Origin of the sequence: Streptomyces sp. NPDC088097 (assembly GCF_044741845.1) — a bacterium.
In the GTDB taxonomy this organism is placed as follows: domain Bacteria; phylum Actinomycetota; class Actinomycetes; order Streptomycetales; family Streptomycetaceae; genus Streptomyces.
Genome location: NZ_JBIUTJ010000001.1, coordinates 758,648 through 773,020, shown reverse-complemented (window position 1 = coordinate 773,020; position 14,373 = coordinate 758,648). Strand labels below are relative to the sequence as shown.

Sequence of the window (14,373 nt, the reverse complement as noted above, 5' to 3'; positions counted from 1 at the left end):
GGTGAATCAGCGGCTTCCCACGTGTGATTTCCCCCTCCTGGTTGACCGCGAAACGGTGCGGTGCGCGATGCTGTACTTAACGTTCGTTCACTCGGGAGGCAGTGCGATGGGTGTGACCGGTCCGATCCGTGTGGTGGTGGCCAAGCCGGGTCTCGACGGCCACGACCGCGGGGCCAAGGTGATCGCGCGGGCGCTGCGGGACGCGGGCATGGAGGTCATCTACACCGGCCTCCACCAGACCCCCGAGCAGATCGTGGACACCGCGATCCAGGAGGACGCGGACGCCATCGGCCTCTCGATCCTCTCGGGCGCGCACAACACGCTCTTCGCGCGCGTCCTCGAACTCCTCAAGGAGCGCGACGCGGAGGACATCAAGGTCTTCGGCGGCGGGATCATCCCGGAGGACGACATCGCCCCCCTCAAGGCCAAGGGCGTGGCCGAGATCTTCACCCCGGGCGCCACGACCACGGCCATCGTGGACTGGGTCAACGCGCACGTCAGGCAGGCCTGACCGCCGGGCGACCGTCGCCCGCGACGCCCGGAGCGCGCGCGCTGACCCTCGTGCCCGCCAGGTTCGCCGTGCCGGGCGTGGCCGTCATGTCCGGCGGCCCGCCGGGCCCGTGACCGGTATCGGGTTCGGGCCGGGCGTCGCGTTTGGGATGGGCGTCGCGGGTGGGGTCAGTTCGGCGAGCATCGTCGCGCGCAGGCGCAGGGTGGCGACCAGCCGCGCGAAGGCCTCCGCCCAGTACGAGGCCGCGCCCCCGGTCCCGGCCGGTTCACCGGGGTCCTCGACGGTGGTGGTCAGTGCCTCCAGCCGGGCCGCCTCCGCCGGGTCGAGGCAGCGTTCCGCCAGGCCCATCACCCCGCTGAAGCTCCACGGGTAGCCGCCCGCGTCGCGGGCCGACTCCAGCGCGTCCACCACCGCCCGGCCCAGCGGTCCCGCCCAGGGGACCGGGCAGACGCCGAGCAGCTGGAAGGCCTCCGAGAGCCCGTGGGCCCGTATGAACCCCGCCACCCACGCGGCCCGTTCCTCCTCGGGCAGGGTCTCCAGCAGTCTCGCCCGCTCCGCCAGGGACGCCGTGCCCGGACCCTCCGCCGGCGGGGCGGACGGCTCGCCGAGGAGGGCCTCGGACCACCGCGCGTCGCGCTGGCGCACCGCCGCCCGGCACCAGGCGGCATGCAGCTCCTCCGCCCAGCCCGGAGCCACCGGCAGGGCCAGGATCTCCGCCGGGTCGAGGCCCCCGAAGCGGTCCCGCCAACAGGACAGCGGGGCCGCCTCCACCAGTTGACCGAGCCACCAGGCCCGCTCCCCCCGCCCCGCGGGCGGACGTTCGACCACCCCGTCGCGGAGCATTCCCGCGTCGCACTCCGCCGGCGGCGTCACCCCCCGCGGGCCGACGCAGGCCAGCGCCCGCGCCGCCATCCGCCCGGCCAGGGCCGAGTCCGGCAGTGCGGACAGCAGTTCGGCGGCGGTCGCCCGGACGTTGCGGCTGCGGTCGCCCAGAGCCGCTTCCAGGAAGGGCTCGTCCGCGTCCGACAGCCCCGACCTCAGCGAGTCGAGGAACATCAGGCGGTCCTCGGCGCGCTCGGCGCCCCAGGTCGTGGCCAGCAGCCGGGTCGCGGCGGCCGGCTCGTGGGCCCGTACGGAGCCCAGCAGCGCGACCCGTTCCGCGAAGAGCCCCTCCTCCCAGAGCCGTTCCACCGCTTCCCCGTCGGCGGGGTCGGGCGGTTCCCCCGAACCGCCCGCCGCGCCGCGCAGCGCGAACCGCCAGTCCGGATTCAGCCGGGCCAGCCACCGTCCCCGGGGCCCGGCCAGGGCCAGGGCCGGCGGGCGCAGGTCGGTCCGGGCCCGGGCGGCGTCGAGCAGGGCCGGGAGCAGTTCCGAGGGCGCCCGGTAGCCGCGCCGCCCGGCGGTGGCGAGCCACTGCGGCAGCAGTTCCGTCAGGTCCGGGGCGGCCCCCCGCCGCCCACCCGTGCCGCCCGCGCCGGTCCGGCCCGCCAGGAGCTGCGCGAGCCGCCGTCCGGCGGCCGGCGGGGGCTCCGGGCGGGGATCCGGGGGCGCCGGAACCGGCCGGGGCCCCGCCTCGGCGGGTCTCAGGCCGGCCCGGCGGCGCAGGGTCTGCACGGCCGCCGCGTCGAGCAGGGCCTGCGGGGACCCGCCCCGCCGCCCGGTTCCGAGCAGCGAGGCCGTCACCAACTCCTCCCAGTCCTCTTCCCCCGCCGGCCTTGTCGTTCCCCGTGGCGGTGTCTGTCGTGCCGGGTCTTCGCCCACCCGGCCTCGGCCCCCTTCGACTGCGTGCACCGGACCCCTCCCCTCGTCGTGTTCCGCACCCCGGTCCCGCCCCCTCCGCGGGACCGGGGCATGCTTCAGCTGGCGTGGTTGTCGTCCACAAGAGCCCCCCGGCTTCGTTGTTTTTCGGCGGCGCCCCCGCGCCGCCGTCCCCCTGCGCGGTTCCCCGCGCCCTTCTTCACCCCAGCGGGACCGGTTCCGCGGCATGCGGATGCCAGACCGTGAGCGGGGTGAAACCTCGGTGCCCGCACTCGCCGAAGACCGTGACGGGCCCGCCGCCCGACAGGGCGGCCAACTGCCAGAGTCCGGAACGGGAGCGGCCCCCGGTGAGCGTGACCGGCAGTGCGGACGTCCCCTCCACGTCCGCCAGTTGCCAGGCCCCGTCCCCTCCTCCGCCCGGTACGGGGACCACCGGACCCAGCACCACCGGCCAGGAGTCGAGCCACGGATCCTCCCGCAGCCCGGCCCCGTACGCCTCCAGCGCCGCGGCCGTGCCCACCCCGACCGGAGTCGGGACGCGCACGGGCGCCGCCGGAGAGCAGTCCACGAGGTCCGCCCGCAACCCCGCCGAGCCGGGCCGGAAGCGGGCTTCCGCCTCCAGCGCCAGTCCGACGGGCAGCGCCAGGTCCGGTGGCCGCCCGGGCGGACCGAACTCCAGCACCAGCGCCGGGCGTTCGGTGTCCAGACCGCGCAGCCAGGTCCGTCGGGTGACGAGCCGGCCGTCCGGGGACACCGAGTCGTACTGGGCCAGTACGAGCCAGCGGTCCCTGACGCCCTCCCCCTCCGTCGGGACCGGCAGCCCCATCCGGCTCCGGACGGTCGCGGCCAACGGCTCCGGCAGCCCGGACACCCCTGACCAGGCCCTGTTCAGCAGGTGCAGGAGCGCGAACTCCTCAAGCATCCGGGCGGGCCGACCCGGGTCGCAACCGGGTATTGCCCCCAACTCCCGCACCCTGGCCGCGAGCCCGGGCGCCTGGGCGTCGACCATGCGGGCCGCGACCTCCTCCCAGGGTGCGTACCCCGCCTGTTCCTGGCCCGCGAGACCTCCGCGCACCAGGTCCGTGAGCCGACGCTCCAACTCCGCGACCCCCGCCCCGACGCGCGCCGCCCGCCGCTCGGACCGCGCCCCCGCCCCGTCCGTCCGCACCGCCCCTCCCGTTACGGAAGCGGAACCTCCGCTTTGTGTCCGCGGACCCGCCCGCGCCTGCTTCGAAACCACCTCCCGCGACCTCTCGTCGCACGCCTGACCCCTCGTCTGCTCCGCCGGGCGGCGGACCCCCTCTTGCGTCATGTGAACCACCGTAGAGACCGCCACTGACAATTGCCCTGACCTGCAACAATGGTTCGAACAAAGGGCGTTGTCAGTGCGATGGTGCACGCTGGATCCAGCCGTCGGGAACGGCCGGCGAGCACTGGAGGGGGACCATCACCATGCCCGGAAACGGCACGGGTACCGAGGCGCTGCGACCGCACGCCGAGGACGCCTTCGCGCACGAACTGAAAGCCCTGGCGGCGGCCGACGACCGGCCCCGCCCGACCCGCTGGAAGCTCTCCCCGTGGGCCGTGGCCACCTACCTGCTCGGCGCCACCCTGGACGACGGCACCGTCATCACGCCCAAGTACGTCGGCCCGCGCCGGCTCGTCGAAGTCGCCGTCGCCACGCTCGCCACCGACCGCGCCCTGCTCCTCCTCGGAGTCCCCGGCACCGCCAAGACCTGGGTCTCCGAGCACCTCGCCGCCGCCGTCAGCGCGGACTCCACCCTCCTCGTCCAGGGCACGGCCGGCACCCCCGAGGAGGCGATCCGCTACGGCTGGAACTACGCCCGCCTCCTCGCCGAGGGACCGAGCCGACAGGCCCTCGTACCCAGTCCCGTCATGCGGGCCATGGCCGAGGGGACCACGGCCCGGATCGAGGAACTCACCCGCATCCCGGCCGACGTGCAGGACACCCTGATCACCGTCCTGTCCGAGAAGACCCTGCCGATACCGGAGCTCGGCCAGGAGGTGCAGGCCGTGCGGGGCTTCAACCTCATCGCCACCGCCAACGACCGCGACCGCGGGGTCAACGAGCTGTCCAGCGCCCTGCGCCGCCGCTTCAACACCGTCGTCCTGCCGCTGCCCGCCACCGCCGAGGACGAGGTCGACATCGTGGCCCGCCGCGTCGACCAACTCGGCCGCTCCCTCGACCTGCCGGCCGCCCCCGAGGGACTGGAGGAGATCCGCCGGGTCGTCACCGTCTTCCGGGAACTGCGCGACGGGATCACCGGCGACGGCCGCACCAAGGTGAAGTCCCCCAGCGGAACGCTGTCCACCGCCGAAGCGATATCGGTGGTCACCGGCGGACTCTCGCTGGCCGCGCACTTCGGGGACGGAGTCCTGCGCCCCCGCGACGTCGCCGCCGGGATCCTCGGCGCCGTCGTCCGCGACCCGGCCGCCGACGGGGTGGTCTGGAAGGAGTACCTGGAGACGGTCGTCCGCGAGCGGGACGGCTGGAAGGACTTCTACCGGGCCTGCCGGGAGGTGACGGCATGAGCCCCGCGGCCGTCGCGGAGCCGCTGCTGCTGGGGGTGCGCCACCACGGGCCGGGCTCCGCGCGGGCGGTGCGGGCCGCCCTGGAAGCGGCCCGGCCCCGGGCCGTGCTGATCGAGGGACCGCCCGAGGGGGACGCGCTGCTGCCGCTCGCCGCCGACCCCGGGATGCGCCCGCCCGTGGCGCTCCTGGCCCACGTCGCCGACGACCCCGCCCGGGCGGCGTTCTGGCCGATGGCCGACTTCTCCCCGGAATGGGTCGCCCTGCGGTGGGCGCAGGCCCGGGACGTCCCGGTCCGCTTCATCGACCTGCCCGCCGCCCACTCGCTGGCGGCCCGGGACGGGCCGCTGGAGGCGCGGAAGCCCGACCCGGTGCCCGTCGACCCGATCGCGGTCCTGGCCGAGACCGCCGGGTACGAGGACCCGGAGCGCTGGTGGGAGGACGTGGTCGAGCACCGGGGCGCGGGCGGGGAGGACCCCCTCGCCGCGTTCGGGGCCGTCGCGGAGGCCATGGAGGCCCTGCGCGAGGCGTACGGGGACGGCGGGCGCGGCGCCTCCCGGGACGCGGTCCGCGAGGCGTACATGCGGCAGAAGGTCCGGGCCGCCCGCAAGGAGTTCGGCGCCGACCTCGCCGTCGTGTGCGGCGCCTGGCACGTACCCGCCCTGAGGTCCGGGGCCACGGTCGCCGCCGACCGGGCGCTGCTCGCCGGGCTGCCCCGCGTCAAAGTGGAGACCACCTGGGTGCCGTGGACCCACCGCCGCCTCGCCCGCGCGGGCGGGTACGGGGCCGGCGTCACCTCGCCCGGCTGGTACGCACACCTCTTCGCCGCCCCCGACCGGCCCGTCGAGCGCTGGCTCACCGAGGTGGCCGGCCTGCTGCGGGCCGAGGACCTCCCGGTGTCCCCGGCCCACGTCATCGAGGCGGTCCGGCTCGCCCGGACCCTGGCCGCGCTGCGCGGGCGTCCCCTGCCCGGCCTCGGCGAGACCCTGGAAGCGGTCCGGGCCGTGATGTGCGACGGCTCGGACGCCCCCCTCGCGCTGGTCGAGGACCGGCTCGTCGTGGGCGACGTACTCGGCCGGATACCGGACGCGGCGCCCGCCGTCCCCCTCCAGCGGGACCTCACCCGGACCGCTCGCTCGTTGCGGCTCAAGGTCGAGCCCCGACCCCGCGAGCTGGAGCTGGACCTGCGCAAGGACACCGACCAGGCCAAGTCCCTGCTGCTGCACCGGCTGCGCCTGCTCGGGATCGACTGGGGCGCCCCCACCGCCTCCCGGGCCGGCACCGGCACCTTCCGGGAGACCTGGCGGCTGTGCTGGGAGCCCGAGCTGTCCGTACGGATCGCCGAGGCGGGCGTCTGGGGCACCACCGTCCTCGGCGCGGCCACTGCCCGGGTCGAGGCCGGGGCGGCGACCGCCCGTGAACTGGGCGCGGTCACCGCGCTCGCCGAGCGGTGCCTGGCGGCCGGGCTCTCCGAGGCGCTGCCCGCCGTCCTCAAGGCCCTGGCCGACCGGGCCGCCCTGGACACCGATGTGGGCCGGCTCGCCGAAGCCCTGCCCGCGCTGGCCCGTTCACTGCGCTACGGGGACGTGCGGGGCACCGACGCGGTGGCGCTCGGCGCGGTCGCCGCGGGGCTGGCCGAGCGGATCTGTGTGGCCCTGCCACCGGCCTGCGCCGCCCGGCCGGCCGCGGACGCGGCCGCCGCCCTGCGGGGTCACCTGGACGAGGTGCACGGGGCGATCGGGCTGCTCACGGACCCCGAGCGCCCCGACGACGCGGACGCGGACGAGACCGCCGACCGACGTGACCGACGTGACCGGCCAGACCGGCCCGACCGGACCGCTCTGGGCGAGGGGACGGGCGGGCTGCGCGGGCGCTGGTCGGCGGTGCTGCGGGGGCTGGCCCGCCGGGACGGCGTGCCCGGACTGATACGCGGCCGGGCCGCCCGGCTGCTGCTGGACGGGGGCGGGCTCCCGGCCGGGGAGGCGGCCCGCCTGATGGGGCTCGCCCTGTCGCCGGCGGTGGCCCCGGCCGAGGCGGCGGGCTGGATCGAGGGGTTCGCCGGCGGCGGCTCGGGCGGCGGCACGCTGCTGGTCCACGACGACCGGCTGAGGGGCCTGATCGACACCTGGCTGGTGTCGGTCCCGGAGGACGCCTTCATCGACGTACTGCCGCTGCTGCGGCGCACGTTCGGCGCGTACCAGTCGGGAGTGCGGCGGACCCTGGGCGAGCTCGCGCGGCGCGGCCCCGGCCGCGCGGCGCCCGCGGAGGCCGCCGCGGCCCGCCCGGGCTTCGCCCCGGACCTGGACCCGGAACGGGCCGACGCGATGGTCCCGACGGCCCTGCTGCTCCTCGGGGAGCCGCCCCGATGACCCGGAACCGCAGGAGGGACAACGCGTGCGGGAGGAACGGAAGATGACCACGAAGGGCGCCACGGTGAAGGCGGCGACGGACGCCACGACGAACGCCACGACGGACACCGAGGCCGAACGGCGCCTGAGGCGCTGGCGGATGGTGCTCGGCGGGGGAGAAGCCGAGGGGACCGGCCGCGCGCTCGACGGCCGGGACGCGGCGATGGACTCCGCCCTCGCGGCGCTGTACGACGGCGCGGGAGGCGACCGGCCCCGCGGGGAGCGCTCCGCCGGACTCGGGGGCTCCGCGCCGAGGGTGGCGCGCTGGCTCGGGGACATCCGTACGTACTTCCCCACCCCGGTGGTGCGGGTCGTGCAGCGGGATGCCATCGAGCGGCTCGGCCTGTCCGCGCTGCTGCTGGAACCGGAACTGCTGGAGGCCGTCGAACCGGACGTCCACCTGGTCGCCACCCTGCTGTCCCTGAACAAGGCCATGCCCGAGACCACGCGGACCACCGCCCGCGCCGTCGTCCGCACGGTGGTGGGGCAACTGGAGCGGCGCCTCGCGGTGCGCACCCGGTCCACGCTCACGGGCGCCCTGGACCGTTCGGCGCGCACCGCCCGTCCCCGCCACCGGGACATCGACTGGAACGCCACGATCCGGGCCAACCTGAAGAACTACGTCCCGGAGCGGCGCACGGTGGTGCCCGAGCGGTTCGTCGGCCACGGCCGCTCCGCCCGTTCGCTGCGCAAAGAGGTGATCCTCTGCGTCGACCAGTCGGGCTCGATGGCGGCCTCCGTCGTCCATGCCGCCGTCTTCGGCGCGGTCCTCGCCTCCGTGCGTTCCCTCTCCACCCACCTCGTCGTCTTCGACACGGCCGTGGTCGACCTCACCGACCTGCTCGACGACCCGGTGGACGTCCTCTTCGGGACCCGGCTGGGCGGTGGTACCGACATCAACCGCGCCCTCGCCCACTGCCAGTCCAAGATCACCCGGCCCGCCGACACCGTCGTGGTCCTGATCAGCGACCTCTACGAGGGCGGCATACGCGGCGAGATGCTCCGGCGGGTGGCCGCGATGAAGGAGGCGGGAGTGGAGTTCGTCGCCCTCCTGGCCCTGTCCGACGAAGGGGCGCCCGCCTACGACCACGAGCACGCGGCCGCCCTGGCCTCGCTCGGCGCCCCCGCCTTCGCCTGTACCCCCGACCTCTTCCCCGAGGTGATGGCGGCGGCCCTGGAGAAGCGGCCCCTCCCGCTGCCCGTGGAGGGGTGAGCGGCGCCCGCGCATATCGGTGGATCGCACGAAGTCGCAGTTCAACCGTGAGGCGATCTGTGACAGGTATCACCGCTCAGGTGTGATCTGCGATTTAGGGACCTACGTCCCACGGGGATAACCTGCGGGACGGACATGCCGCGTCCACGGTCACCGTGTGCGCCTACCCAGTGACAGCGCCGTCACGTTGCCCTCCGCGGCACGCCCACGCAGATAGCAGAACCAAGAATCACTGCGAATCTTCGAAGACTAGGGACGGACGCGCGTGGACCTGTTCGAGTACCAGGCGAGGGACCTCTTCGCCAAGCACGGTGTACCGGTGCTGGCCGGTGAAGTCATCGACACGCCTGAGGCGGCTCGCGAGGCCACCGAGAAGCTGGGCGGCAAGTCGGTCATCAAGGCCCAGGTGAAGGTCGGTGGCCGCGGCAAGGCCGGCGGCGTCAAGCTGGCCGCCACCCCGGACGAGGCCGTCGCCCGTGCGACGGACATCCTCGGGATGGACATCAAGGGCCACACGGTCCACAAGGTGATGATCGCCGAGACCGCTCCGGAGATCCTGGAGGAGTACTACGTCTCGTACCTCCTCGACCGCACCAACCGCACCTTCCTGGCCATGGCCTCGGTGCAGGGCGGCATGGACATCGAGGAGGTCGCGGAGAAGACCCCCGAGGCCCTCGCGAAGGTCCCGGTCAACGCCAACGAGGGCGTGACCATCGAGAAGGCCCGCGAGATCGTCGCCCTGGCGAAGTTCCCGACCGAGGTCGCCGAGAAGGTCGCCGAGGTCCTCGTGACCCTGTGGGCGACCTTCATCGCCGAGGACGCGCTCCTCGTCGAGGTCAACCCCCTCGCGAAGGTCGCCAACGGCGACATCATCGCCCTCGACGGCAAGGTCTCGCTCGACGAGAACGCCGAGTTCCGCCAGCCGGGCCACGAGGAGTTCGTGGACCACGCGGCCGCGAACCCGCTTGAGGCCGCCGCCAAGGCGAAGAACCTCAACTACGTCAAGCTCGACGGTGAGGTCGGCATCATCGGCAACGGCGCGGGTCTCGTCATGAGCACCCTCGACGTCGTCGCCTACGCCGGTGAGAACCACGGCGGCGTCAAGCCCGCCAACTTCCTCGACATCGGCGGTGGCGCCTCCGCCGCCGTCATGGCCAACGGCCTTGAGATCATCCTCGGCGACCCGGACGTCAAGTCCGTGTTCGTCAACGTCTTCGGTGGCATCACCGCCTGTGACGAGGTCGCCAACGGCATCGTCCAGGCGCTGGCCCTGCTGGAGGAGAAGGGCGAGGCGGTCACCAAGCCGCTCGTCGTCCGTCTCGACGGCAACAACGCCGAGCTGGGTCGCAAGATCCTCTCGGACGCCAACCACCCGCTGGTACAGCGCGTGGACACCATGGACGGCGCGGCCGACAAGGCCGCCGAGCTCGCGGCTGCGAAGTAAGGGCAGAGGTCACAGACTCACATGGCTATCTTCCTCAACAAGGACAGCAAGGTCATCGTCCAGGGCATGACCGGTGCCACGGGCATGAAGCACACCAAGTTGATGCTGGCTGACGGCACCAACATCGTCGGCGGCGTGAACCCGCGCAAGGCCGGCACCACCGTCGACTTCGACGGCACCGAGGTCCCGGTCTTCGGCTCGGTCGCCGAGGCGATGAAGGAGACGGGCGCGAACGTCTCCGTCCTCTTCGTCCCGCCGGCGTTCGCCAAGTCCGCCGTCGTCGAGGCCATCGACGCCGAGATCCCCCTCGCCGTCGTCATCACCGAGGGCATCGCGGTGCACGACTCCGCCGCCTTCTGGGCCCACGCGATCGCCAAGGGCAACAAGACGCGGATCATCGGCCCGAACTGCCCGGGTCTGATCACCCCCGGCCAGTCCAACGCCGGCATCATCCCGGGCGACATCACCAAGCCCGGCCGCATCGGTCTCGTGTCCAAGTCGGGCACGCTGACCTACCAGATGATGTACGAACTGCGTGACCTCGGCTTCTCCTCCGCCGTCGGCATCGGTGGCGACCCGGTCATCGGCACCACGCACATCGACGCCCTGGAGGCGTTCGAGGCGGACCCCGACACCGACCTGATCGTCATGATCGGTGAGATCGGCGGCGACGCCGAAGAGCGCGCGGCGGACTTCATCGCGAAGAACGTCACCAAGCCGGTCGTCGGTTACGTCGCGGGCTTCACCGCCCCCGAGGGCAAGACCATGGGCCACGCCGGCGCCATCGTCTCCGGTTCTTCTGGCACCGCACAGGCCAAGAAGGAGGCCCTTGAGGCCGCGGGCGTGAAGGTCGGCAAGACGCCGACCGAGACGGCCAACCTGGCGCGCGAGATCCTCAACGCCGCCAAGTAGTCGCCGGTCCGCCCGCCGCACGCACGCCCGTGGACACGGGCGCACGGACGCGCGGACGGAACGCAAGGGCGTGGCCCGCACCCCTCGGGGGGTGCGGGCCACGCCCTTTTCGCGTGCCCGCGCTCGTTCGCGCGTGCCCGGTCCCGGTTCCGGTCCCGGTCAGTCCAGTCGGGGCGCGAGCCGGGCCGGTCCGGAGGCCGGATCGGAGCGCAGCTTGTCCTGGAGCGCCCGGCTCCGGTCGGTGAGTTGCTGGGGGCCGCTGTGCGGGGGGACCCCGGAGACGCTGGTGCCCGGCGCGCGAGGGGGCTCGTACCGGACCGGGGCGGTGGCCAGGGTGTAGCCGGTGGCCACCGCGATGACCACGGTCAGACCGAGCGCGCCCTTGGTCCACCGCCCGGCCCGGTACTCCCCGAGGGCGCGGACCCGGGGCGCCGGGCGGGTTTCCAGGGTTACGGAGGGCCGTAGCGAGCCGAGTCGTTCGCGCAGCACGGCCGACACCTTGTCGGGCTCCACGGCGGCCAGTTCGGGGATCCGGTCGGCGAGGTCGGCGTGCGCGTTGAGCAGCCGGTTCCCGGCGGTCGGGGTGCTGGCCTCGGTCTCGGCGGCGGTGTCGGGCAGGTCCAGCCCGACCCCGTCGTAGAGGAGCACCGTGCGGCGGTGCACGGGCGGCAGGGCGAGCACCGCGTCCAACAGGATCCGGTCGGCGGCCTCGACCGGGGGCTTGTCGGGGCGCCGGTGGGCGCGGCGGAACCGGTGCCAGGGGGAGAGGGCGTACTCGTACGCGGCCGCGCGCACCCAGCCGACCGGATCCGGGTCGGCGGCCACCTCGGGCCACTGCCCCCAGGCCTGTTGGAACGCCCGCTCCACGGACTCCTGCGCCAGCGCGCGGCGGCCGGTGAGCAGGTACGCCTGGCGCAGCAGGGCGGGCGCCGCGTAGGCGTGGAGGGCGTCGAAGGCTTCCGCGGGCCCGAGCGGGGGGCGTGCGGGGTCGGGTTCGGGCGCGGTCTCGGTCGCGGTCGCGGCTGCGGTGTCGGGCGAGGTGTCGGGCGCGGTCGTGGGCTCGGGCGCGGCCCCCGTGGTGAGCCCGGGTGTCGTGTCGGGTGCCGTGGCGGGGGACTGGGCGGCGGGCGGCGCGGGTTCGGTCCCCGGCTCGGGTGCCTGGGTGGTCGGGGTGGGCGGGATGGGGGTGGTGGTCGATGCGCCGGGGGGCGGGTCGAGGGGGGCGGGGGCGGGGGCGCCCGTCCGGACGGGGCTCTTGGCCTCGTGGCGCACCATGCTGACGGGTGGTTTGGCGGCGCGTTTGACCGCCGCCTTGGGTCGGGTGCCCGGTCCGCCGGTCCGGGTCGGCGGGGCCGCGGCGTGGTTCCGGGTGCCGCCGGGGGCGCGCGGCGTCGTCGCCGTCTCCCCGGACGGCTCGGGTCTCGGGGGGTCGTGCGCGGCGGTCGGGGCGCGGTGCTCCGCCGTCTTCGCCGCGGCCGGCTCCGCTGCCGCGGCCGGCTCCGTCCCCTGGTCCTGCTCCGGTTTCGGGTCCGGTGTCGGGTCCGGTGTCGGCTCCTGGCTCCGTTCCCGGTCGGGGGACTGGTCGGCCCGGGGGGAGGCGTCCGGGTCCGTGAGCCGGGCCAGGAGACCGGCGTACGCCTCGCGCTTGCGGCCGCGCGGCTCCGTGCGACCCGTCTCCCAGGAGCGGACGGTGGTCGCGGTGACCCCCATCGCCGAGGCCACCTCCTCGTGCGTCAGCCGGCCCGCTTCGCGCAGCCTGCGGCGCTCCTTGGGGGAGGGGAGGCCCAGATCCGCGTCGGAGGTCGTCGTCTCGACGTCTTGAGTCATTCCACGCTCCCCGCGACCCGGCAGCCTTGGGCGATAAAGTACATAAACGTATATTGAGCGACACCACGGTCATTCGCCTGTTACCCGCCCATAGCGCGTGTCGTTGGCACCATGGCGGGGTGACCCAAGTGACCGAACGCGGGACCCCGTTGTCCACGGCCCCGCGACCCGGTGTGCGCCGCCGTTCGCCGGCCGCCGCCGCCTGTGTGCTGGGCGGCGCCATGGCCGCCGGACTGGGGCTCGGCTTCCTGGCCGTGCTCGTGATCGTGCTGTGGATCAGTTCCCCCTACCCGGACAGCGGCCCGGGCGGCGCGCTGCACCTGGCCGCCGGCCTGTGGCTGATGGCCCACGGGACGGAACTCGTCCGCTACGAGACCCTCTCCGGGGTGCCGGCCCCCGTCGGCCTGACCCCGCTGATGCTGGTGGCGCTGCCGGCCCTGTTGATGCGACGGGCGGCCCGGCTGGGCAGCGCGTCCGGGGACGGCCGCGACGGCGACGAGGTGCTCCCGGCGAGCGTCGTGTTCTCCGCCGTGACCTGCGGATACCTCGCGGTCGGGGCGCTGGCCACGGTGTACGCGGCCGGTGGTCCGCTGCCGGCCGACCCGCTGAGCGCGGCCTTGCACGTCCCCCTGGTGGCGGTGCTCGCCGCGGCGGGCGGGGTGTGGGTGGCCAAGGGGCGGCCTCCGGGGCCGCTGCCGGACTGGATGCCGCAGGGCGTGCGCAAGGCCGTCGGGCGCCCCCGTTACGCGCTGGCGCTGCGGGCGGGGGCGGCCGGGGTCCTGGTCCTGCTGGGCGGCGGGATCCTGCTGGTCGGGGCGTCGCTGGCGTGGCACGCGGCGGAGGTGCAGGCCTCGTTCCTGACGCTGACCGGGGTGTGGTCGGGGAGGTTCGCCGTCCTGCTGCTCGCGCTGACGCTGATCCCGAACGCGATGGTGTGGGGCGCGGCGTACGGGCTGGGGCCCGGGTTCGCGTTGGGCACCGGGGCCACCGCGACCCCGCTGGGCTTCGAGGGGGCGGCGGCCCTGCCGGGGTTCCCGCTGCTGGCGGCGCTGCCGTCGCAGGGGCCGGGGACCCCGCTCACCTGGGCGGCGGCCGCGGTACCGGTGGTCGCGGGGCTGGTGGTGGGCTGGTTCGCGGTACGGCGGGCGCGGGAGGTCTCGTACGGGGAGACCGCGCTGACGGCGGCGCTGGGCGCGGTGGTGTGCGGGCTGGCGATGGCCTGCCTGGCGGCGGCTTCGGCGGGCCCGCTGGGGTCGCGGGCGCTGGCGAGCTTCGGGCCGGTGTGGTGGGAGGTGGGGGCGGCGGCGGTCGCCTGGACGGCGGCGCTCGCGGTGCCGTTGGCGGTGGGCGTGCAGGCCTGGCGGATGCGGCCGGCGCGGGGCGCCGGTCGTGCGGTGGATGCCTGGCACGACTCGGGCGTCCGCGAACTCCGCTGGGCGGCGTTGCGCAAACTGGCCCCGCCGATGGCCTCGCCGGCCGCCCCGCCTGTGACTGCGGCGGCGGTCGCGCCCGTGGCTCCGCCGGTGGCCGAGGCGGCCGTGCCGCTGGTGGCCGCGCTGCCGATGGTCCCGGCGGTGGCTGCGGCTCCGGTCGCCTCGGTGGCTCCGCCGGAGCCGACCCCGGAGCCGACCCCGGAGTCGGTGGTCGCGCCCGCGCCGGCCTCCGTACCGCAGGCTCCTCTGCTGCCCCCTGTGGCCGGGTCCCGCGTTCTGGCCCGCCGGCCTCCGCCGGGCTAGCGGCCGGGGCTGCG

10 protein-coding genes are annotated in these 14,373 nt (G+C 75.0%); 7 read left to right on the top strand and 3 right to left on the bottom strand.

Annotated elements, in window-relative coordinates; genetic code table 11:
• Positions 1 to 106 precede the first annotated feature (106 nt).
• Complete coding sequence (locus tag ACIOD1_RS03405) at positions 107 to 511, top strand: cobalamin B12-binding domain-containing protein (protein WP_365622883.1); 405 nt, start codon at positions 107 to 109, stop codon at positions 509 to 511.
• Positions 512 to 595: 84 nt separating this feature from the next.
• On the opposite strand, the gene ACIOD1_RS03400 is transcribed toward ACIOD1_RS03405, so the two are convergent.
• Together ACIOD1_RS03400 and ACIOD1_RS03395 are read right to left on the bottom strand one after the other, a co-directional pair.
• Positions 596 to 2,194 carry a DUF5691 domain-containing protein gene (locus tag ACIOD1_RS03400; protein WP_401899874.1) on the bottom strand — a complete coding sequence of 533 codons (1,599 nt, stop codon included), beginning with the start codon at positions 2,192 to 2,194 and terminating at the stop codon, positions 596 to 598.
• A gap of 274 nt (positions 2,195 to 2,468) precedes the next feature.
• Positions 2,469 to 3,437 (bottom strand): hypothetical protein, encoded by a 969-nt coding sequence (locus tag ACIOD1_RS03395; protein WP_401899872.1) that lies wholly within the window; start codon positions 3,435 to 3,437, stop codon positions 2,469 to 2,471.
• A gap of 284 nt (positions 3,438 to 3,721) precedes the next feature.
• Here ACIOD1_RS03395 and ACIOD1_RS03390 point away from each other — a divergent pair, with 284 nt between their 5' ends.
• The 5 genes from ACIOD1_RS03390 (at position 3,722) to sucD (ending at position 10,796) form a co-directional block, all read left to right on the top strand.
• Positions 3,722 to 4,822, top strand: a complete 1,101-nt coding sequence (locus tag ACIOD1_RS03390) for an AAA family ATPase (protein ID WP_365622877.1) — start codon at positions 3,722 to 3,724, stop codon at positions 4,820 to 4,822.
• On the top strand, positions 4,819 to 7,188 hold the full coding sequence (locus ACIOD1_RS03385; protein WP_365622875.1) for a DUF5682 family protein: 2,370 nt from the start codon (positions 4,819 to 4,821) through the stop codon (positions 7,186 to 7,188). Before ACIOD1_RS03390 ends, ACIOD1_RS03385 begins: the two co-directional genes overlap by 4 nt.
• Positions 7,189 to 7,231: 43 nt before the next feature.
• Entirely contained in the window at positions 7,232 to 8,440 is a 1,209-nt protein-coding gene (locus ACIOD1_RS03380) for a VWA domain-containing protein (protein WP_401899869.1), read from the top strand.
• Positions 8,441 to 8,705: 265 nt separating this feature from the next.
• Complete coding sequence (gene sucC, locus ACIOD1_RS03375; protein WP_365622873.1) at positions 8,706 to 9,884, top strand: ADP-forming succinate--CoA ligase subunit beta; 1,179 nt, start codon at positions 8,706 to 8,708, stop codon at positions 9,882 to 9,884.
• 21 nt (positions 9,885 to 9,905) lie between these two features.
• Positions 9,906 to 10,796, top strand: a complete 891-nt coding sequence (gene sucD, locus ACIOD1_RS03370; RefSeq protein ID WP_365622871.1) for a succinate--CoA ligase subunit alpha — start codon at positions 9,906 to 9,908, stop codon at positions 10,794 to 10,796.
• Between the two features lie 159 nt (positions 10,797 to 10,955).
• On the opposite strand, the gene ACIOD1_RS03365 is transcribed toward sucD, so the two are convergent.
• A complete protein-coding gene (locus ACIOD1_RS03365) occupies positions 10,956 to 12,623 on the bottom strand; it encodes a helix-turn-helix domain-containing protein (protein ID WP_401899866.1) in 1,668 nt (555 codons plus the stop codon).
• Positions 12,624 to 12,742: 119 nt separating this feature from the next.
• Here ACIOD1_RS03365 and ACIOD1_RS03360 point away from each other — a divergent pair, with 119 nt between their 5' ends.
• Positions 12,743 to 14,359, top strand: a complete 1,617-nt coding sequence (locus ACIOD1_RS03360) for a DUF6350 family protein (RefSeq protein WP_401899865.1) — start codon at positions 12,743 to 12,745, stop codon at positions 14,357 to 14,359.
• The last annotated feature ends 14 nt before the right edge of the window (positions 14,360 to 14,373 follow it).

What these genes read in the sequence shown, in the direction of transcription:
- ACIOD1_RS03385 (WP_365622875.1), top strand. Translation starts at nt 4,819, where the DNA reads ATGAGCCCCGCGGCCGTCGCGGAGCCGCTGCTGCTGGGGGTGCGCCAC.
- ACIOD1_RS03390 (WP_365622877.1), top strand. Translation starts at nt 3,722, where the DNA reads ATGCCCGGAAACGGCACGGGTACCGAGGCGCTGCGACCGCACGCCGAG.
- ACIOD1_RS03380 (WP_401899869.1), top strand. Translation starts at nt 7,232, where the DNA reads ATGACCACGAAGGGCGCCACGGTGAAGGCGGCGACGGACGCCACGACG.
- ACIOD1_RS03365 (WP_401899866.1), bottom strand. Translation starts at nt 12,623, where the DNA reads ATGACTCAAGACGTCGAGACGACGACCTCCGACGCGGATCTGGGCCTC.
- sucD (WP_365622871.1), top strand. Translation starts at nt 9,906, where the DNA reads ATGGCTATCTTCCTCAACAAGGACAGCAAGGTCATCGTCCAGGGCATG.
- ACIOD1_RS03405 (WP_365622883.1), top strand. Translation starts at nt 107, where the DNA reads ATGGGTGTGACCGGTCCGATCCGTGTGGTGGTGGCCAAGCCGGGTCTC.